This is a genomic window from Streptococcus sp. NCTC 11567, from assembly GCF_902141215.1.
GTDB lineage: Bacteria > Bacillota > Bacilli > Lactobacillales > Streptococcaceae > Streptococcus > Streptococcus dysgalactiae.
Genome location: NZ_LR595857.1, coordinates 463799 through 484673 on the forward strand (window position 1 = coordinate 463799; position 20875 = coordinate 484673).

21 protein-coding genes and 2 pseudogenes are annotated in these 20875 nt (G+C 39.8%); 18 read left to right on the forward strand and 5 right to left on the reverse strand.

Annotated elements, in window-relative coordinates; all coding sequences use genetic code 11:
* Positions 1-15: 15 nt before the first annotated feature.
* Together FQT67_RS02505 and FQT67_RS02510 are read left to right on the forward strand one after the other, a co-directional pair.
* Positions 16-741, forward strand: a complete 726-nt coding sequence (locus FQT67_RS02505; RefSeq protein ID WP_003054363.1) for a metal ABC transporter ATP-binding protein — start codon at positions 16-18, stop codon at positions 739-741.
* Positions 742-1590 carry a metal ABC transporter permease gene (locus FQT67_RS02510; RefSeq protein WP_003054335.1) on the forward strand — a complete coding sequence of 283 codons (849 nt, stop codon included), beginning with the start codon at positions 742-744 and terminating at the stop codon, positions 1588-1590. It begins immediately after the preceding gene.
* Between the two features lie 130 nt (positions 1591-1720).
* Here FQT67_RS02510 and FQT67_RS02515 read toward each other — a convergent pair whose 3' ends face one another.
* The gene (locus FQT67_RS02515) at positions 1721-2527 is read right to left on the reverse strand and encodes a peptidylprolyl isomerase (RefSeq protein WP_003054349.1); all 807 of its coding nucleotides are present in this window, start codon (positions 2525-2527) and stop codon (positions 1721-1723) included.
* A gap of 217 nt (positions 2528-2744) precedes the next feature.
* Between FQT67_RS02515 and FQT67_RS02520 the strand changes: the two genes are divergently transcribed.
* Positions 2745-5153 (forward strand): DNA translocase FtsK, encoded by a 2409-nt coding sequence (locus tag FQT67_RS02520; protein WP_037590009.1) that lies wholly within the window; start codon positions 2745-2747, stop codon positions 5151-5153.
* Positions 5154-5221: 68 nt separating this feature from the next.
* Here FQT67_RS02520 and FQT67_RS02525 read toward each other — a convergent pair whose 3' ends face one another.
* Positions 5222-5575 carry a DUF3397 domain-containing protein gene (locus tag FQT67_RS02525; RefSeq protein WP_012766635.1) on the reverse strand — a complete coding sequence of 118 codons (354 nt, stop codon included), beginning with the start codon at positions 5573-5575 and terminating at the stop codon, positions 5222-5224.
* 242 nt (positions 5576-5817) lie between these two features.
* Here FQT67_RS02525 and rplK point away from each other — a divergent pair, with 242 nt between their 5' ends.
* Together rplK and rplA are read left to right on the forward strand one after the other, a co-directional pair.
* Positions 5818-6243, forward strand: coding sequence for a 50S ribosomal protein L11 (rplK, locus tag FQT67_RS02530; RefSeq protein ID WP_003049875.1), 426 nt, complete (start codon positions 5818-5820; stop codon positions 6241-6243).
* Between the two features lie 105 nt (positions 6244-6348).
* Positions 6349-7038, forward strand: a complete 690-nt coding sequence (gene rplA, locus FQT67_RS02535) for a 50S ribosomal protein L1 (RefSeq protein WP_003049876.1) — start codon at positions 6349-6351, stop codon at positions 7036-7038.
* A gap of 274 nt (positions 7039-7312) precedes the next feature.
* On the opposite strand, the gene FQT67_RS10890 is transcribed toward rplA, so the two are convergent.
* Both FQT67_RS10890 and FQT67_RS10715 read right to left on the reverse strand, forming a co-directional pair.
* Entirely contained in the window at positions 7313-7447 is a 135-nt protein-coding gene (locus FQT67_RS10890; protein ID WP_003054384.1) for a hypothetical protein, read from the reverse strand.
* 48 nt (positions 7448-7495) lie between these two features.
* Positions 7496-7663, reverse strand: coding sequence for a hypothetical protein (locus FQT67_RS10715; RefSeq protein ID WP_003054374.1), 168 nt, complete (start codon positions 7661-7663; stop codon positions 7496-7498).
* 281 nt (positions 7664-7944) lie between these two features.
* Here FQT67_RS10715 and pyrH point away from each other — a divergent pair, with 281 nt between their 5' ends.
* From pyrH to FQT67_RS10860, 13 genes and pseudogenes are all read left to right on the forward strand, one after another.
* On the forward strand, positions 7945-8673 hold the full coding sequence (gene pyrH / locus FQT67_RS02540; RefSeq protein WP_003049878.1) for a UMP kinase: 729 nt from the start codon (positions 7945-7947) through the stop codon (positions 8671-8673).
* Positions 8674-8701: 28 nt separating this feature from the next.
* A complete protein-coding gene (gene frr, locus FQT67_RS02545) occupies positions 8702-9259 on the forward strand; it encodes a ribosome recycling factor (RefSeq protein WP_003054381.1) in 558 nt (185 codons plus the stop codon).
* A 108-nt stretch (positions 9260-9367) separates the two neighbouring features.
* On the forward strand, positions 9368-10225 hold the full coding sequence (gene cvfB / locus FQT67_RS02550) for an RNA-binding virulence regulatory protein CvfB (protein ID WP_046176967.1): 858 nt from the start codon (positions 9368-9370) through the stop codon (positions 10223-10225).
* Positions 10226-10297: 72 nt separating this feature from the next.
* Positions 10298-10807 (forward strand): peptide-methionine (S)-S-oxide reductase MsrA, encoded by a 510-nt coding sequence (gene msrA / locus FQT67_RS02555; RefSeq protein WP_015057369.1) that lies wholly within the window; start codon positions 10298-10300, stop codon positions 10805-10807.
* Positions 10804-11019, forward strand: a complete 216-nt coding sequence (locus FQT67_RS02560) for a YozE family protein (RefSeq protein ID WP_003060598.1) — start codon at positions 10804-10806, stop codon at positions 11017-11019. Before msrA ends, FQT67_RS02560 begins: the two co-directional genes overlap by 4 nt.
* A gap of 138 nt (positions 11020-11157) precedes the next feature.
* Positions 11158-12378 carry a LysM domain-containing protein gene (locus FQT67_RS02565; protein ID WP_046176966.1) on the forward strand — a complete coding sequence of 407 codons (1221 nt, stop codon included), beginning with the start codon at positions 11158-11160 and terminating at the stop codon, positions 12376-12378.
* 310 nt (positions 12379-12688) lie between these two features.
* Positions 12689-14461: an oleate hydratase gene (locus tag FQT67_RS02570; RefSeq protein WP_046176965.1), complete on the forward strand. Its 1773-nt coding sequence runs from the start codon at positions 12689-12691 to the stop codon at positions 14459-14461.
* A gap of 160 nt (positions 14462-14621) precedes the next feature.
* Entirely contained in the window at positions 14622-15683 is a 1062-nt protein-coding gene (locus FQT67_RS02580; RefSeq protein ID WP_046159272.1) for a PhoH family protein, read from the forward strand.
* A 46-nt stretch (positions 15684-15729) separates the two neighbouring features.
* Positions 15730-16305 carry a uracil-DNA glycosylase family protein gene (locus FQT67_RS02585; protein WP_046176964.1) on the forward strand — a complete coding sequence of 192 codons (576 nt, stop codon included), beginning with the start codon at positions 15730-15732 and terminating at the stop codon, positions 16303-16305.
* Between the two features lie 158 nt (positions 16306-16463).
* Positions 16464-16961 carry an rRNA maturation RNase YbeY gene (gene ybeY, locus FQT67_RS02590; RefSeq protein ID WP_046176963.1) on the forward strand — a complete coding sequence of 166 codons (498 nt, stop codon included), beginning with the start codon at positions 16464-16466 and terminating at the stop codon, positions 16959-16961.
* Positions 16942-17349, forward strand: a complete 408-nt coding sequence (locus FQT67_RS02595; RefSeq protein ID WP_003054389.1) for a diacylglycerol kinase — start codon at positions 16942-16944, stop codon at positions 17347-17349. Before ybeY ends, FQT67_RS02595 begins: the two co-directional genes overlap by 20 nt.
* A gap of 109 nt (positions 17350-17458) precedes the next feature.
* On the forward strand, positions 17459-18355 hold the full coding sequence (gene era, locus FQT67_RS02600; protein ID WP_003047080.1) for a GTPase Era: 897 nt from the start codon (positions 17459-17461) through the stop codon (positions 18353-18355).
* 186 nt (positions 18356-18541) lie between these two features.
* A pseudogene (locus tag FQT67_RS10860) lies at positions 18542-18847 on the forward strand (NUDIX domain-containing protein); the annotation flags it as partial.
* Here FQT67_RS10860 and FQT67_RS10865 read toward each other — a convergent pair.
* Positions 18819-20647, reverse strand: a pseudogene (locus FQT67_RS10865) (peptide cleavage/export ABC transporter); the annotation flags it as partial. The pseudogenes FQT67_RS10860 and FQT67_RS10865 overlap by 29 nt on opposite strands.
* Positions 20648-20875 lie beyond the last annotated feature (228 nt).

Here is a 20875-nt window from a genome sequence, read left to right on the forward strand (position 1 = left end):
AAGAAGGAGAGCAATATGATTACAACTACTAATCTTTCTGTCAGCTATGATGGAGATAGCAATGCCCTAGATAATATCAGTTTAACCATTGAAGGCCCTGCGATTGTTGGGATTATTGGTCCAAACGGAGCAGGTAAGTCAACCTTTATGAAGTCTGTCCTCAATTTGATTGATTATAGGGGTCAAGTGAGGGTTGATGACAAGGATGGTCGTAAACTTGGGCATACGGTCGCGTATGTTGAACAACGAAGCATGATTGATTATCATTTTCCCATTACAGTAAAGGAGTGTGTTGCACTCGGAACCTATCGTAAATTGGGGCTTTTTCGTCGTGTTGGCAAAAAAGAATTCGACCAGGTTGAACGCTTCTTGGAGCAGGTTGGCTTAGCAGGTTTTGGCAATCGCCCTATAAAATCCTTATCCGGCGGACAATTTCAACGTATGCTAGTGGCCCGCTGCTTGATTCAAGAATCTGATTATATCTTTTTGGATGAGCCATTTGTTGGCATCGATTCGGTCAGCGAAAAAATCATTGTAGATCTTCTCAAAGAACTAAAAGCAGCTGGGAAAACCATCTTAATTGTACACCATGATTTAAGCAAGGTTGAACATTATTTTGACAAACTCTTGATTTTAAACAAAACCTTGGTGGCCTATGGTAAAGTTGACGATGTTTTTACCGTCGATACCTTGTCAAAAGCCTATGGTAATCATTTGATTTTAGGAAAGGAGATGGTGTAAATGTCTCTGAAATTTTTTGAAGGCTTGATGTCTTATCACTTTTTACAGAATGCTTTGGTAACAGCCATTGTCATTGGTGTAGTCTCTGGTGCCGTAGGATGCTTCATCATTTTAAGATCCATGTCTCTCATGGGAGATGCAATCTCGCATGCTGTTTTGCCAGGTGTTGCTCTTTCTTTTATCTTAGGCATTAACTTCTTTATTGGGGCTATTGTTTTTGGCTTATTAGCCTCTGTTATTATTACTTACATCAAGGAAAATTCTGTTATCAAAGGAGATACTGCTATTGGTATAACCTTTAGTTCATTTTTAGCTTTGGGAATTATTCTAATCGGTGTGGCTAATAGTTCGACTGACCTGTTTCATATCTTATTTGGTAATATCTTAGCAGTGCAAGATAGTGATAAATGGATTACTATCGGGGTGTCTGTTTTTGTGTTAGGCGTCATTATTCTCTTCTTTAAAGAGTTGTTAATCACGTCCTTTGACCCAATATTAGCCAAATCAATGGGTATGAATGTCAATGCTTATCATTACATGCTGATGATATTATTGACCTTGGTGTCAGTGACAGCAATGCAAAGTGTTGGTACCATTCTGATTGTGGCACTCCTTATCACACCAGCCGCGACAGCTTATCTTTATGCTAATAGTTTAAAAGTCATGCTAGTGATGTCATCTGCTATCGGAGCTTTGAGTTCTGTATTAGGGCTCTATCTAGGATACACCTTCAATGTTGCCGCAGGGTCAAGTATTGTGTTGACATCAGCAGCCATTTTCCTAATTAGTTTTTTTATCTCACCTAAGCAAGGTTATATCAAGAAAGTGATGATGACAAAATCAAAATAGACGAATAAGTCATTCTTACTTCCAACACCTCACGTGATATACTGACTCTGATCAGAATATCATCGAGGTGCTTTTTTAACGACAAAAGAACCATCGAATCACTCGATGGTTCTTGAAAAGTAGTTGTCTGTTATTTGTTAAAGCGGTAGTCTTTAATGACCTCAATGGAATGAATGGTAATGTCATCCACCGGTTTATCGTTTTGACCAACAGCAACCGCAGCAATGTTATCAACAATATCCATGCCTTCGATGACCTGGCCAAAAACAGTATAGCCTCCGTCTAAACTTGGATTTCCTCCCTGCTCATAGGCTGAAATGATAGGTTTTGGATAGTTAGCGCTAGACAATGACTTACTTTGGTTTTTCTTATTTTGGTTAATGAAGAATTGGCTACCGTTAGTATCAGCGCCAGCATTTGCCATGGCCAGAGCACCTCGGATATTATATAAAAATGGAGAAATTTCATTAGCAAAACCATTGCCAGCATCTTTTTTGGCATCTTTGCCTTTCCAAATGGACTCGCCGCCAGTACCATTTCCTTTAGGATCGCCTGCTTGAATCATGAAATCGTTAATCACACGATGGAAGGTTACCTTATCATAATAACCGTTTTTAGCATGCGTGAGGAAGTTTTCTACGGCTAGTGGAGCATATTTAGGGAACAGTTTCAGCGTGATATCACCCTGACTAGTTTTCATGACTACTTTGGCTTCATCTTTACCAACTTCTTTGTTTAATTGAGGGAATTGGCTAGCGTCGGCTTTAAGAGCTTTTTGAATATTTTCTTCATAGGCTTTTGAAGCTGCTTCACTTTCTTCCTTCGCAATTTTTCCATCCACGTACTTATCACCTTTTATGGCTCTGTCGACGGATTCGCAAGCACTTAAACTAAGTAAACTAACAGCTAATAGGCTGAGGGATAGTAATTTTTTCATGTCTACTCCTAGGAAATATTTTCTTTAATTTTACCATAAATGAAAAGGAAAACAGCAGTTAAGGAATTAAAAAGAAGCGTTTCCCACCTCATCATCTGACATTCCTAAAAAGGATGTTATGACAGTTATTATAGCACAAGATAAGGAGTATACCCTTAAAATAGCCAGCTTTTTTAGGTTCTATTTCCTAATGTCCAAAAAATGGTATAATGACATTATGGCTAAAAGAACACAAAGGAAAAAAAGCGCACCTAAAAAGCGCTTAACAAAGGCAGAAATTGAAAGACAACGTGCTATTAAAAGGATGGTTTCATCTATTTTAATTGCTCTCTTGCTTGTTTTTGCGATGATTCGACTAGGCGTTTTTGGGATTACCGCTTATAATATCATTCGTTTTATGGTAGGTAGCCTAGCTTATCCGTTTATGCTAGCAATTTTGGTGTACCTCTTTTTCTTTAAGTGGTTACGCCAGAGAGATGGTGTTATTGCTGGGTTTATCATTGTTTTTATAGGGTTATTAATTGAATGGCATGCCTACCTGTTTGCCATGCCCAAAATGATTAACCAGGATGTTTTTAGAGGGACTGCTAGTCTTATCACTAGAGATTTAATGGCTTTTCGTGTGACGGAATTTGTAGGTGGCGGGATGTTTGGTGCCCTTCTCTACAAACCAGTGGCTTTTCTTTTTTCAAACATTGGTTCTTACTTTATTGGCTTCCTGTTTATTCTACTAGGTCTATTTTTAATGACACCCTGGGATATTTATGATGTGAGTCATTTTGTGAAAGAGGCTGTTAACAAACTAGCAATGGCTTATCAGGAAAATAAAGAAAAGCGGTTTATCAAGCGAGAAGAGCGCCGGTTACTAGCTGAACAAGAGGCTTTAGAGAAGCAAGCACAAGAGGAAGAAAAACGTCTGGCAGAATTGACGGTTGATTCTGAGACGGGAGAGATTGTTGAGGATAGTCAGTCTCAAGCCAGCTATGATTTGGCTGATGATATGATAACAGAGCCAGAAATTCTTTCTTATGATAGTCATTTTAAAGACGATGAGACAAGCTTGTTTGATCAAGAAGACTTGGCTTATGCTGAGGAGGAAATTGGGGCTGAGGACAACCAGTTATCTGCTTTAGGATTTTCTGAAGATGAGATGGATATGGATGAACCTGTTGAAGTTGATTTCACACCAAAAACCAATCTTCTTTATAAGCTCCCAACGATTGATTTATTTGCGGCGGATAAACCAAAAAACCAGTCCAAAGAGAAAAACTTAGTCCGCAAAAACATCAAAGTGCTTGAAGATACCTTCCAAAGTTTTGGGATTGATGTCAAGGTAGAGCGAGCAGAAATCGGGCCTTCCGTCACCAAATATGAAATCAAGCCAGCTGTCGGGGTCCGAGTTAATCGTATTTCAAATCTTGCTGATGATTTGGCGCTTGCTCTGGCTGCTAAAGATGTTCGTATTGAAGCCCCTATTCCTGGGAAGTCTCTCGTTGGGATTGAGGTGCCAAATTCCGAAATTGCCACCGTTTCTTTCCGTGAGCTCTGGGAACAGTCCAACACGTCAGACGATAAACTTTTAGAAGTTCCTCTAGGAAAAGCTGTTAATGGCAGTGCTAGAAGTTTTGATTTGACACGCATGCCGCATCTACTCGTAGCTGGTTCTACGGGCTCTGGTAAATCGGTTGCTGTTAATGGCATTATTTCAAGTATTCTGATGAAGGCTAGACCAGACCAAGTGAAATTTTTGATGGTCGACCCTAAGATGGTTGAGTTGTCTGTTTATAATGATATTCCCCATTTGCTGATTCCAGTAGTGACCAATCCTCGTAAAGCCAGCAAGGCGTTGCAAAAAGTGGTTGATGAGATGGAAAATCGCTATGAACTCTTTAGTAAAGTCGGGGTTCGAAATATTGCTGGTTACAATGCAAAAGTTGAGGATTACAATAGGCAATCTGAGCAAAAGCAAATGCCTTTACCATTGATTGTGGTTATTGTGGATGAGTTAGCTGATTTGATGATGGTGGCTAGTAAAGAAGTAGAAGACGCTATCATCCGTCTGGGACAAAAGGCGCGTGCGGCAGGTATTCACATGATTCTTGCAACCCAAAGACCATCTGTGGATGTTATTTCTGGACTGATTAAGGCCAATGTGCCATCCCGTATTGCATTTGCCGTATCTTCAGGAACAGATAGTCGAACGATTCTGGATGAAAATGGCGCTGAAAAGCTCTTAGGACGTGGAGATATGCTCTTTAAGCCGATTGATGAAAATCACCCTGTTCGTCTGCAAGGGTCTTTCATCTCAGATGATGATGTGGAACGAATTGTAAACTTTATCAAAGACCAAGCTGAAGCTGATTATGACGATAGTTTTGATCCTGGTGAAGTTAGCGACAATGATCCTGGTTTTTCTGGAAATGGCGGAGCTGCTGAAGGCGATCCTCTTTTTGAAGAAGCAAAAGCTTTAGTGTTAGAGACACAAAAGGCCAGTGCCTCAATGATTCAAAGGCGTTTGTCGGTCGGATTCAATCGTGCTACGCGCTTGATGGATGAACTGGAAGAAGCAGGTGTTATCGGTCCAGCAGAAGGAACTAAACCTCGTAAAGTATTGCAAACAAACTAAAAGAACCTGACGTCTCATCATGAGATGTCAGGTTCTCTTTTGTGATGTCAGCTCAGTTGATGAGATGCCTAAGCTAGTGTAAAAATAAAGATAACTAAAATAAGGTAGAAAATAAAGGTGACTAAAAAGCCAACTCGCCAAAATAACTTCATGAAGCGATGGTAAGAGAACGACTGAGTTCGAACGACCAACAATAGTGAAATGACGATGGCTAGCAGGGACATGATAATAAGATAATAAGGCAGTAAATTATGGGTAAAAAATTTTCCTGAGACAAGTACAATTTCTATTGCAAAGAGAAAAAGTGCAACATCTGGAAATTTAAGTCCCTTTTTATTAAGTCTCAAAAGAGAGGTTACAATCATGGCAAAAAGAGGCGTCAATATCAGGAAAGCTAAGGCAGTCAATTTATAGATCATCATAGGTCTATTTTATACTCAAATGGCTCTCTTGTAAACTGATACTTGCCTGTTGTGATAGAAAATCCTCTCTGAGGGGAGAAGAGCCTGCTCCAATTTAAAAATGGAAAGAGACGTCAGATATTTTGAAGAAAAGACTTGATTTATTTTGACAATAAGCTATAATAGTGAGGTATGCAATTTGCATATCTGTGGGAGGTAAAAATCTTAATTACCGCCAAAACCACAACAGGAGGATTTTTAAAATGGCTAAAAAAGTCGAAAAACTTGTAAAACTTCAAATCCCTGCTGGTAAAGCTACACCAGCTCCACCAGTTGGACCAGCTCTTGGTCAAGCAGGTATCAACATCATGGGCTTCACTAAAGAATTTAATGCTCGTACAGCTGATCAAGCTGGCATGATCATCCCAGTTGTTATCTCAGTTTACGAAGACAAATCATTTGATTTCATCACTAAAACACCACCAGCTGCTGTTCTTTTGAAAAAAGCTGCAGGTGTTGAAAAAGGATCAGGTACACCTAACAAAACTAAAGTTGCGACAGTTACTCGTGCACAAGTACAAGAAATTGCTGAAACTAAGATGCCAGATTTAAACGCTGCAAACATTGAAGCTGCAATGCGTATGATCGAAGGTACTGCTCGTTCTATGGGATTCACTGTTACTGACTAGTCAGTCAAGAACCCCTATTACCCGCACGACTTCATCATAAGAGATGAGTGACGTGGGAGATTTTAAATCAAATCGATATGACCACATTACAAGGAGAATTTTAAAATGGCTAAAAAAAGCAAACAAATGCGTGCTGCACTTGAAAAAGTAGATAGCACAAAAGCGTACAGTGTAGAAGAAGCTGTAGCATTAGTAAAAGAAACGAACTTCGCAAAATTTGATGCGTCTGTTGAAGTTGCTTACAACTTGAACATTGACGTTCGTAAAGCAGACCAACAAATCCGTGGCGCAATGGTATTGCCAAACGGAACTGGTAAAACACAACGTGTTCTTGTTTTTGCACGTGGTGCAAAAGCTGAAGAAGCAAAAGCAGCTGGTGCAGACTTCGTAGGTGAAGATGACCTTGTTGCAAAAATCAATGGTGGATGGCTTGACTTTGACGTTGTTATCGCAACGCCAGACATGATGGCTATCGTAGGTCGCCTTGGACGTGTCCTTGGACCTCGTAACTTGATGCCAAACCCTAAAACTGGTACAGTAACAATGGATGTTGCAAAAGCAGTTGAAGAGTCTAAAGGTGGTAAAATCACTTACCGTGCTGACAAAGCAGGTAACGTACAAGCTCTTATTGGTAAAGTATCATTTGATGCAGACAAATTGGTTGAAAACTTCAAAGCGTTCCACGATGTTATGGCTAAAGCTAAACCAGCAACAGCTAAAGGAACTTACATGACAAACGTATCAATCACATCAACACAAGGTGTTGGTATCAAGGTTGATCCTAATTCACTTTAAGAGATGATGAAAACTAGGACTTGTCCTAGTTTTTTTGATGAGTACAGCCACCGTATGCGTAAATAGAGCCTATTCGTTCTGTCTTAGTAAGAGGGAAAGACAAACAGATGAGTAGAACCTTAGTCAATAATATTAAGGTGATGAAAAAGAGAGGGAGAAAATAGCTAACCTAGCATCCTATCAGAGTTTCTGTAGTTGAGGACAGTGACATAACAATATTAAAAAACTGACCTTAAGCTCTTAAGGTCAGTAAATCGTATTTGGAAGTAGATTTCTAAGGAAGGCTAGGGTCTTCATTTTGGGCATCTTTACCTGGTACGGCCCAAAGGCTAGGGTCTTCATTTTGAGTATCTTTACCCGGTACAGCCCATAAGCTAGGGTCTTCGTTTTGGGCATCTTTGTCTGGCACAGCCCAAAGGCTAGGGTCTTCATTTTGAGCATCTTTACCCGGTACAGCTCATAAGCTAGGGTCTTCATTTTGCGCGTTTTTGCCCGGCGTAACTTCTTGAAGTTGAGAGGTTAGCGATTGCCAGGTATCTGCGTGGACGCTAGTTGATGATAAATTTCCTAGAGCCAAGGTAGAAGCGCTTAAACATCCAAGAATAAAAAGACGATTGAGTTTCATAAGGTGACCTCCTAATAGGTTAAAAGTTAGGTAAAGATTCTGACATTTTAAGTATAACATTTTAGGCATGGTAGTCAAATTAAAGGTTGTAAACGCTTCTTTTTGGTAAAACACTGACGAGGTCTATGATGATGACTAAGGACTGTTCCTATTCTTCACTCTTTGTTATCGGTTAGAGACAAGTCATCGTAATAAAAATTCTTTTTCTGAACTGGCCTTGCCCTATCAAAAATGGAGTGTTTATGGTAGAATAGTAAGGACAAACTAAGGAGATAATAATAGTGGAACCTAAATATCAACGCATTTTAATTAAACTATCTGGCGAAGCCTTAGCTGGTGACAAGGGAGTTGGCATTGACATCCCAACTGTTCAATCCATAGCAAAAGAAATTGCTGAAGTTCATGCTTCGGGTGTGGAGATTGCTCTTGTCATTGGTGGTGGTAACCTTTGGCGTGGGGAACCTGCGGCAGAAGCTGGAATGGACCGTGTTCAAGCAGACTATACTGGAATGCTTGGAACCGTGATGAATGCTTTGGTAATGGCTGATAGTCTTCAACATTATGGGGTTGATACTCGTGTTCAGACAGCTATTCCAATGCAAAATGTAGCTGAGCCCTACATTCGTGGCCGTGCCCTACGTCATTTAGAAAAAGGGCGTATCGTTGTATTTGGAGCTGGTATTGGCTCACCTTATTTTTCAACGGATACAACAGCTGCTCTTCGTGCTGCAGAAATCGAAGCGGATGCTATTTTAATGGCTAAAAATGGTGTTGATGGGGTTTACAATGCTGATCCGAGAAAAGATGCTAACGCTGTCAAGTTTGACGAATTGACTCACGGTGAAGTGATTAAGCGCGGACTCAAAATCATGGATGCTACAGCATCAACCTTATCAATGGATAATGACATTGACCTAGTTGTTTTCAACATGAACGAAGCTGGCAACATTAAACGTGTTGTTTTTGGAGAGCATATTGGGACAACCGTATCAAATAAAGCCTGTGAGTAACAGTAAAAAAGAAAGAGAGTAAAAAAACATGGCAAATGCAATCATTGAAACTGCAAAAGAACGTTTTGCACAGTCTCACCATTCCCTATCACGCGAGTATGCTAGCATTCGTGCTGGTCGTGCCAACGCTAGTCTTTTGGATCGTATCCAAGTTGACTATTATGGGGCACCCACTCCGTTGAATCAATTAGCCTCAATCACAGTGCCAGAAGCGCGTGTCTTATTGATCTCGCCTTTTGATAAATCTTCTATCAAAGATATCGAGCGCGCTCTTAACGCATCAGATTTAGGGATTACACCTGCTAACGATGGCTCTGTCATTCGTTTGGTTATTCCAGCTTTGACCGAAGAAACACGTAAAGAATTAGCTAAAGAAGTGAAAAAAGTTGGTGAAAATGCTAAAATTGCAATCCGTAATATCCGCCGTGATGCTATGGATGATGCTAAAAAGCAAGAAAAAGCAAAAGAAATCACTGAAGATGAGTTAAAAACACTTGAGAAAGATATCCAAAAAGCAACCGATGATGCTATCAAAGAAATTGACCGCATGACGGCTGAAAAAGAAAAAGAATTGCTCTCAGTGTAACAGGATTTCTACGAAAAATAGACGACTATAGACACAAAAAGATAGGTGACCATTTCAGAAGCGTTTGGTTTTGATTTGTCCCTATTTTTTTAAAGAAAGAAAAAAGATATGAATGATTTACTAGCAACAGTCATTACTGGGCTTATTAAAGAAGAAAACGCTAATGACTATTTTATCCAAAAAGAAGGACTAACTTTTGCCTTGTCTAAAGGAGAAGGAGAACGCCAGATTGGTGATATGGTCACAGGCTTTGCCTATACAGACATGAAGCAAAAGGCACGTCTCACAACCAAAGAGATCCGTTCAACACGGACAAGTTATGGCTGGGGGGAAGTGACAGAGGTTCGTCGTGACCTAGGCGTTTTTGTCGATACAGGAATTCCAAACAAAGAAATTGTGGTTTCTTTGGACGTGTTGCCTGAAATGAAAGAACTATGGCCTAAAAAAGGGGATAAACTTTACATTCGCTTAGAAGTGGATAAAAAAGACCGTATTTGGGGACTTCCAGCAGAGCCTGAGATCTTTCAAAAGATGGCTAGCCCTGCTTACAATAACATGCAAAATCAACATTGGCCAGCAATTGTTTACCGCCTAAAATTAACAGGAACTTTTGTTTACCTGCCTGAAAACAACATGTTGGGCTTTATTCACCCAAGTGAACGCTACGCAGAACCGCGCTTAGGTCAGGTTTTAGATGCCCGTGTGATTGGGTTTAGAGAGGTCGATCGTACCTTAAACTTGTCGTTGAAACCACGTTCTTTTGAGATGTTGGAGAATGACGCTCAGATGATTGTTACTTATCTGGAAGCCAATGGTGGTTTCATGACCTTAAATGACAAATCAAGTCCAGAAGAGATTAAAGCAACCTTTGGTATTTCAAAAGGCCAGTTTAAAAAAGCCTTGGGTGGATTGATGAAAGCTAAACGTATCAAACAAGATGCCACAGGAACTGAATTAATAGGATAAAAATGCTTTGCCACTGGCAAAGTTTTTTGTTACAATGAAGACCATTAAGTGAAGAAAAAGGGGATATAGAGAATGGAAAGAGCCATTTTTGCAGGAGGTTGTTTTTGGTGTATGGTGCAACCTTTTGAGGAGCAAGCAGGTATTTTGTCAGTCAGAAGTGGCTACACAGGTGGGCATCTCCCAAATCCTAGTTATGAACAAGTTTGTGCCAAAACAACAGGCCACACAGAGGCAGTTGAAATTATTTTTGACCCTGAAGAGATCAGCTATGAGGAATTAGTTGAATTGTATTGGGCCCAGACGGACCCAACAGATGCCTTTGGACAATTTGAAGATCGAGGGCACAACTACCGTCCTGTCATTTACTATACAACGAAAAGACAAAAAGGAATTGCAGAGCAATCAAAAGCAAACTTGCAAGCTTCAGGACGTTTTGACCAACCAATTGTTACCACTATTGAACCAGCTGAGCCATTTTACTTAGCTGAAGAGTACCATCAAGGTTTCTATAAGAAGAATCCTCAGCGATATGCACAAAGCAGTGCTATTCGTCATCAGTTTTTAGAGGAGAACTGGTCATGAGAAAATCATTTTACAGTTGGTTGATGACACAACGTAACCCTAAATCAAATGAACCGTTAGCGATTTTAGCAGATTTGGTGTTTGACGACACCACTTTTCCCAAGCATACAAACGATTTTGAAACTATTAGTCGCTACCTAGAAGATCAAGCTGGCTTTTCCTTTAATTTAGGAGAATTTGACCATATTTGGGAAGATTATTTGGCTCACTAATGGTTGCCGTAATAGCAGGATAAAAAAGAAATGTTACAAAATGACATCACTTTCTTTCAAAAAAATGACAAGCTACTTTTTTTCTTAAAAATATGCTATGATGTAAGGTAGAAAAAAAGAAAAGGGAAGTCTACCTAGATGATTATTAATAAAAAAAGCTTATTTGTGACAACCGTAGCTTTGTCCTTGGTGCCTTTTGCAACGACTGAAGCGCAAGAGTGGACACCACGTTCTGTTGCAGAGATTAAGTCAGAACTTATTTTGACAGACAATGTGCTGACATATACTGTAAAATATGGAGATACATTAAGCACTATTGCTGAAGCAATGAACATTGATGTTAACGTTCTAGGAAGAATCAATAATATTGCTAATATTGATTTAATCTTCCCAGATACTATTCTAACAGCAACTTACAATTACCAAAATCAAGCGACTACCTTAACTGTTCAAGCTCCATCAAGCCAAGCATATCTTGGGGATGCCAACGCGAACTTGGCGACAGACCAAGTAACCGTTCAAGATCAAACCACTGGTGCAACAGCTTCTGTAACAGCTCCTTCAGCAATGACAGGTGCAGCGGCAGCAACTCCAGTAGTTCCAACACTTCCGTCAACACCAGCACCAGCAGCACCTACGGTAGTGGCTCCAGCAGCTGAAGCGCCAGTGGAAACTGCTCCTGAAGTGCCAGCGACAGTTCCAACAGAAGTCATCACTGATGCGCCAGTTGCTCCGGCAGTGCCAGAAGTTCAACCAGCAGAAGTTGTTGCTGAGCCTGTAACTGAAGAGCCTGCAGTTGTAACAAATCCAGAAGTAACAGTTGAAGAGGAAGTCCCAGCTACTCCTGAGACAGTTGTTCCTGAAACAGTTGTTGAGCCTGTAACACCAGTTGTTCCTGTTGAAGAAACACCAGCAGCAGAAGTAGCTGCTCCAGCTGAACCTGTAGCTGACCCAACAACTATTGCGACTTCAAATGGCCTTTCATATGCACCAAATCATGCTTACAATCCAATGAATGCAGGTCTTCAACCAAAGACAGCTGCCTTCAAAGAAGAAGTTGCCTCAGCTTATGGAATCACATCATTTAGTGGTTACCGTCCAGGTGATCCAGGGGATCATGGTAAAGGACTAGCCATTGACTTTATGGTACCTGAAAGCTCTACGCTTGGTGATCAAGTTGCTCAATATGCCATTGACCATATGGCAGAGCGTGGTATTTCATACGTTATTTGGAAACAGCGATTCTATGCGCCATTTGCAAGTATTTACGGACCGGCCTACACATGGAACCCCATGCCAGACCGTGGTAGCGTGACAGAAAATCACTATGACCATGTCCACGTTTCTTTTAGCGGTTAAAAAGACATTCCTGAAACCTTACGTCTAGACGTGAGGTTTTCTTTTGTAGAAAATAATAGCCTGAGTTGTTTCTTTTAACATGTGAAAAGATTTTTATATCCGTTTTCTTTTTTTAGACAGTTTTCTGATAGTGTCCAAATGCCCACCTTTTTATTAGCAGAAGTTGTTAATAAGGAGTACAATAAACATTATTAATCCTATATGACGATAAAAGTAAGGAAAAATGAGCAAGTTGGTAACAAGGCGACAGGTTTTTTCTAACTGTTCGAGAATTCATATATGTCTATTTGAGATAAAAGGAGGTCTTGAAATGTATTATACTAGTGGTAATTATGAAGCTTTTGCGACACCTCGAAAACCGAAAGATGTGGATCAGAAGTCGGCTTATATTGTTGGTACTGGCTTAGCTGGTTTAGCAGCAGCTGTTTTTCTTATTCGCGATGGGCATATGGCTGGGGAACGCATTCATCTTTTTGAGGAATTGCCGTTAGCAGGTGGATCGCTAGACGGTATAGAAAAACCTCACCTTGGTTTTGTGACCCGTGGTGGTCGTGAGATGGAAAATCATTTTGAGTGTATGTGGGATATGTATCGGTCTATTCCCTCACTGGAAATTCCTGGTGCTTCCTACTTAGATGAATTTTATTGGCTGGATAAGGATGATCCTAACTCATCCAATTGTCGCCTCATTCATAAGAGAGGTAATCGTGTGGATGATGACGGCCAGTATACGCTCGGTAAGCAGTCGAAAGAATTAATCCATTTAATCATGAAGACAGAAGAATCTCTAGGAGACCAAACCATTGAAGAGTTCTTCTCAGAAGATTTCTTTAAGAGTCATTTTTGGGTGTATTGGGCAACCATGTTTGCTTTTGAAAAATGGCACTCTGTTGTAGAAATGCGGCGCTATGCGATGAGGTTTATCCACCATATTGATGGTTTGCCAGATTTTACCTCTCTCAAGTTCAACAAATATAACCAATATGATTCTATGGTCAAACCGATTATTGCTTACCTAGAATCACACGATGTTGACATCCAATTTGATACTAAAGTTACCGATATTCAGGTGGAACAAACAGCTGGTAAAAAGGTAGCAAAAACCATTCATATGACGGTGTCTGGGGAGGCTAAGGCGATTGAGCTAACACCTGATGATTTGGTTTTTGTGACCAATGGTTCTATTACTGAAAGTAGCACATACGGTAGTCATCACGAAGTGGCTAAGCCAACCAAAGCGTTAGGTGGTTCTTGGAATTTATGGGAAAATCTAGCTGCTCAATCAGATGATTTTGGTCATCCTAAAGTGTTTTACCAGGACTTGCCTGCTGAAAGCTGGTTTGTGTCTGCCACAGCAACCATAAAACACCCAGCTATCGAGCCTTATATTGAACGTTTGACCCACCGTGACTTGCACGATGGCAAAGTGAACACTGGCGGCATCATCACTATTACAGATTCTAACTGGATGATGAGCTTTGCCATTCACCGTCAACCTCATTTTAAAGAACAAAAAGAAAATGAGACCACTGTCTGGATTTACGGTCTTTATTCCAATAGTAAGGGCAATTACGTCCACAAGAAAATTGAGGACTGTACGGGTCAGGAAATTACAGAGGAATGGTTGTATCATCTTGGGGTACCTGTCGATAAAATCAAGGATTTAGCTAGTCAGGATTATATCAATACAGTTCCTGTTTACATGCCTTATATTACGAGTTACTTTATGCCTCGTGTTAAGGGAGATCGCCCGAAAGTTATCCCAGATGGTTCAGTCAACTTGGCCTTTATTGGGAACTTTGCAGAATCTCCATCTCGAGATACCGTCTTTACGACTGAGTATTCTATTCGGACTGCCATGGAAGCAGTGTACAGCCTCTTGAATGTGGAACGTGGGGTTCCAGAAGTCTTTAATTCAGCCTATGATATTCGTGAATTGCTCAAAGCTTTCTATTACCTTAACGATAAAAAAGCAATCAAGGACATGGATTTACCAATTCCAGGATTGATTGAAAAAATCGGTCGTAAGAAACTTAAAGGCACTTTTATCGAAGAATTGCTTCAAGAGGCTCATCTGATGTAAGAATGACCACTACCTCAACAGCTGATAAGGGAATCTTATCAGCTGTTTTTTTGATGGGGAGTTTAGAAGTTGACAAGGAGAAATCTATTTTAAAACCAACATTGATCCCTAAAATTTGTTATAATGTAAGCAATAAAGACGAAAGAAAGAGGGACTCTATTTGCAAGAGTATTCTGTTGATATTACGTTAACGCATCCTGATGATGTTTTGGCGTTATTTGGGAGTAATGAACGCCATTTGAAATTGATTGAAGATCACTTGGGTGTTATTATTCATGCCAGAACTGAGCGCATCCAAATCATTAGCGATGATGAGGAGGCTGTAGCATTAGCTCAGCTAACCATTCAAGCCTTATTAATCTTAGTTGCGCGTGGTATGGTGGTTAACACGTCAGATGTTGTGACAGCTTTGTCTATGGCGGAATCAGATAAAATTGACCAATTTGTGGCCTTATATGAAGAAGAAATCATTAAAGATAACTACGGTAAGCCAATACGAGTTAAAACATTAGGACAAAAAGCCTATGTGGATAGTGTTAAACGTCATGATGTGGTTTTTGGTGTAGGGCCAGCAGGAACAGGAAAAACCTTCCTAGCTGTTACGCTAGCAGTCACTGCTCTGAAAAGAGGGCAAGTCAAACGAATTATTTTGACACGACCAGCGGTAGAAGCTGGTGAAAGTCTAGGTTTTTTACCAGGAGACTTGAAAGAGAAAGTAGATCCTTATCTTAGACCTGTTTACGATGCTCTTTACCAAATTTTAGGCAAGGAACAAACCACACGCTTAATGGAACGAGAAGTGATTGAGATTGCTCCGTTAGCTTATATGCGGGGTCGTACTCTGGATGATGCATTTGTTATCCTAGATGAAGCTCAAAACACGACTATTATGCAAATGAAGATGTTTTTGACCCGTCTTGGTTTTAATTCAAAAATGATTGTCAATGGTGACACGAGTCAGATTGACCTCCCTCGGAATGTCAAGTCTGGCTTGATTGATGCCACACAGAAATTACAAGGCATTAAACAGATTGATTTTGTCTATTTCTCTGCTAAAGATGTTGTACGTCACCCTGTTGTCGCTGATATTATCAAAGCTTATGAAACATCTTCAGAGGAAACGAAGGACTTAGCAGAGCCTAAGGCTAACAATATCGATGATGACCATCAGTCAGGTCTGACTCAGTATCCAGTGATTGGACAAAATCCGAACGATAATTAAAGAGGATACAACACGTTTATTTTGGTATATTCCCGGGGAGGACTCTATGGATGATCTCACAACAGCCATTATGGCAGATGAGGACAATCGTTACTACACTGAAAGAAGCATTGAACCTTTGTACGCTGCTCCTAAAACGGCCAGAATTATTATTGTTGGTCAGGCTCCAGGAATAGTGGCACAAGAAACCAAGCTGTATTGGAATGATCGTAGTGGCATACGCTTACGAGACTGGCTAGGCGTAGACAATGATACCTTTTATCGTTCAGGATTATTTGGCATTATCCCTATGGATTTTTATTATCCTGGGAAAGGAAAATCAGGTGATTTACCACCAAGGAATGGTTTTGCAGCTAAGTGGCATCCACCGTTGAGAGAATTGATGCCAGAAGTTGAATTGACGATTTTGGTTGGTCGCTATGCTCAGGACTTTTACCTTGATAACAAGGCTTACAAAACCTTAACTGAAACAGTCCGTCACTTTGCGGATTACTTGCCAGACTATTTTCCACTTGTTCATCCTTCCCCAAGAAACCAATTATGGTTAGCTAAGAATCCCTGGTTTGAGCAGGACTTATTACCTATCTTGCAAAAACGTGTGGAGACAATTCTAGCCAAATAAGCCTTGATTAACCTAGCATTCCCATTTTAAGAAGGCTTGTGGTATAATGGGTAAATAACAAATGCTGATTGAAAGGATAAGGGAATTTATCTGTCAGATAATAATGGGTGCCCATAATATCAAGTGAGGTGGGTAGCCTTCCCCTAACAATTAACCTTATGTATATCGAGATGATTGACGAAACGGGACAAGTTTCTCAAGAGATTATGGAGCAAACAATTGATTTGCTCAATTTTGCTGCTCAAAAGACTGGTAAAGAAGAAAAGGAAATGTCTGTCACTTTCGTGACCAACGCCAGAAGTCATGAGCTAAATTTGGAGTATCGAGATACTGATCGTCCAACAGATGTGATTTCTCTAGAGTACAAGCCAGAGACACCTATCTTATTTAGTCAAGATGATTTTGCTGCTGACCCTAGTTTGGCTGAGATGATGGCAGAATTTGATGCTTATATTGGCGAATTGTTTATTTCTATTGACAAGGCGCGTGAGCAAGCTGAAGACTATGGCCACTCTTTTGAGCGTGAAATGGGCTTCTTGGCTGTTCACGGTTTCTTACATATTAATGGGTATGACCATTACACCCCTGAAGAAGAAAAAGAAATGTTTACCTTACAGGAAGAGATTTTGACTGCTTATGGCCTTACACGACAATAACACCACCAAACGGAAATGGAAAAACAGAACCATTACCTCAAGCTTGGAGTTTGCCTTGACAGGAGTCTTCACGGCTTTTAAAGAAGAACGCAATCTCAGGAGTCATCTGTTTTCAGCTTTTTTAGCTTGTGTCGCCGGTTTGGTGTTTAGCATTTCAGCCATCGAATGGCTCTTCTTGCTCCTAGCTATTTTTTTGGTTATTACTTTAGAAATTGTCAATTCTGCTATTGAGAACGTTGTTGATTTAGCTAGTGATTATCACTTTTCCATGTTGGCTAAAAACGCCAAGGACATGGCAGCAGGTGCTGTCTTGATGATTTCTGGTTATGCTGTCTTGACAGGACTTATTATCTTTATTCCTAAACTCTGGAATATTCTTGTTCATTAATTAAAGGAAAGGAATGGGCTATCCTCTGTAATGATGCGATAGAGGCAAAGTGCTAGACCACACTGGTCAGTTTGGTCTAGCTATCTATTGTTGATGCCCGTAATTATCTATGTTTAAATCAGGCTTTGTAGCCATTCTTGGTCGTCCAAATGTTGGCAAATCCACCTTTTTAAATCACGTCATGGGGCAAAAAATTGCCATCATGAGTGACAAGGCTCAGACCACCCGTAATAAAATTATGGGCATTTACACCACAGAAACAGAACAAATTGTCTTTATTGACACCCCAGGCATCCATAAGCCGAAAACGGCTTTGGGAGATTTCATGGTTGAATCTGCTTACAGTACCCTTCGTGAAGTGGAAACCGTTCTCTTCATGGTACCAGCAGATGAAAAACGTGGTAAGGGTGACGACATGATTATCGAGCGCCTAAAAGCAGCTAAGATTCCCGTTATCTTGGTCATCAATAAAATTGACAAGGTGCACCCTGACCAACTTTTGGCACAAATCGATGATTTCCGTAGTCAAATGGAGTTCAAAGAAGTAGTACCAATTTCTGCCCTAGAAGGTAATAATGTGCCAACTTTGATCAAGTTATTAACTGATAATCTTGAAGAAGGTTTTCAATATTTCCCAGAAGATCAGATTACCGATCACCCAGAACGTTTTCTTGTGTCAGAAATGATCCGTGAAAAAGTGTTACACCTCACCCAGCAAGAGGTTCCACATTCCGTAGCGGTTGTGGTCGAATCCATGAAGCGAGATGAGGAAACCGACAAAGTGCATATTCGTGCAACCATTATGGTGGAACGCGATAGCCAAAAAGGTATTATCATCGGTAAACAAGGAGCCATGCTCAAAAAAATCGGAAAAATGGCACGTCGTGATATTGAACTCATGTTAGGTGACAAGGTCTACTTAGAAACGTGGGTCAAAGTCAAGAAAAACTGGCGGGACAAAAAGCTTGACCTTGCTGACTTTGGCTATAATGAAAAAGAGTATTAATAAGTTTAGTTTTGAACCCGTAAGTTCATGGAGACTAGTTAGACAAGTTCACTGTACGACTTGACTTGCCCAGTGAAAGCAACTCGCGGGGACAAAACCAGCTAGTCATCACTTTCTGATTAGATTAACAAATCAATTGAAGGAGCCAAACATGCCTGTTGGTTCCTTTTTAATAAAGGAGAACCCATGACTCAAGATTATGTTTCCTATATCCGCTCCAAAGTGGGGCATGCGACTATCATCATGACTTTCACGGGTGGTATCTTAGCTGACGAAGAAGGGCGCGTGCTCTTACAATTACGGGGGGATAAAAAAACCTGGGCCATCCCAGGAGGTGCCCAAGAACTTTACGAATCAACCTATGAGACCTGCCGTCGGGAATTCTTGGAAGAAACAGGAGTTGCTGTGACACCTGTACGACTGTTAAATACCTACACGAATTTTCAAGAAACTTACCCCAACGGCGACCAAGTGCAGACCGTTGCTTTTGTCCTCCAGAAAGTCCAGCACCATCAGAAAGTTCCGTATGATAGCTCATAGGCATCTGTTCAATGTCTTTTCTAATCTGTGCGATTTCACAGGCTTTCATAATGTCCTCTTGACTAGTGGAATGATTGGCACCTAGGGTTAAGTTTTCTAAGATAGATCCACTAAAGATATAAGCTTGTTGGGGGAGATAGTTGATATGCTGACGAAGTACTTTTTTATCAATCATTTTAAGATTTTGATGATTAATAGAAATCTGTCCCTTGTAAGGTTCAAAGAAATTAACAATCATTTTAGCTAATGTTGTCTTGCCAGAACCACTAATACCAACTATACTGACTTTTTCACCCTCCTTAATGGTCAAACTGATATCAGATAAGGTATCACGACCAAAGCCGTATTTATAAGACAAGTCTGCAAATTGGATATCTCCATATAGACAATAGGTATCTGTTAATGCCTGTTCTTTTTGGAACTCAGATTTAACCAGGTAAACTTCATTGAGACGATTATTAGCTACCTTAGCGGATTGCAGTTTAGTTTGAAGATTAATGATATTTTACCATTCATAACTAGTCGTGCACCCACCCATAAGATAGTAACGTTTAAAATGAGTTGTGCTCCTTGCTTTAGACTACTTTGTAGAATACTTACTTAACTTAAAAGATTTATCCAAATAGTCTACAAATTCACTATCGATTTTCTGATAACGAATTTCCTCGCTAGTCAATGATTTGATTGTTTCAATACCATTAATATCTTCGATAATAGCAGAGCTGGCCATGGAATTACTCTGCATGACATTGTTATTCATCTTTTCAAAAGGTTTCATAAAAGTAAAAATGATGATAATGTAGATTGGGATAGAAATTAATGATAGAAGAAATAGGTTAGTGTTTTGTACGAGTAACACACCACCTACAATACTTAAAATAGAGACATCTAAAAATAGAGATAGAATTGTAGAAGCAAGTGTATCAATAATAGCATTAGCATCTGTAAAACGTGAGATGATTTCTCCTGTCCGACGTGTTACAAAGAAAGACATGGGAAGCTCAAAAATATGACGAATATAGGATAAAATAACATCAATGCTTAATCGCTGACTCAGTACAGTCAGGAGATAATCTCGCGAAAAACTCATCATCTGTTGGAGGATATAGGTAATGATAAGACCAATTGAAATAATGCCGAGTGTTGATTTCAGTTGATTTGGAATATAGTCATCTAATATACCTTGTAGGTAATAAGAACCTACAATATTAATCAGAGTAACGAGTAGGCTAGCTAATATGATATAGAAAATCAGAGATCGCTGTTTAAAAATGAGAGGTAAAAAGCTTATTAGACCGTTCTTTTTGTCCTTATGAGGCTTGTAGCTGGGCTCGGGTGCTAGAAAAATAGCGACACCCGTCCATTCAGAAGTAAATCGCTCCTTTGTCATCTTAGTGACTTTTACTGTCGGGTCAGGGTCGCCGATTATCAGATAATTTTTTTGTTTTGATAGACGACATAGTAGTGTTGGAATTTACCTTCTTTATTAACATGAACAATAAAAGGATAAGGGACATCTTCTATATCAAAGAGGGTCATGTCTGCTTGAATAGCTCTTGTTTCAAATCCCATTAATTTGGCAGCTTTGACGATGCCAAGCGCTGTTGTTCCCTCTTTATTTGTTTTAGCTAACTCTCTTAAATGAGCTAAAGAGTAGTCTGAACCGTAATATTTAGCGATGGAAGCAAGAGCAGCCACACCACAGTCTCTAGCATCAATCTGAGCAACAAATGTTTTTCGATAGGATATCATTTGTAAAAGACCTTTCTATTAAATACTAAGCTATTATGACATATATATAGGGAGTTTTTATCAAAAATCTTAAAAGGTATTTATAAAAGCATGAATGGTATCATTTAAACTTCTTAATTAATTAACTATTGTCACAGCGTAAGTGTAGAGAGGATAAAAAGACATTTCATGATGAAAAAACGGCCTTTTAAGATTTTGAAGCCATGATACTGTTCTTTATGATATTCT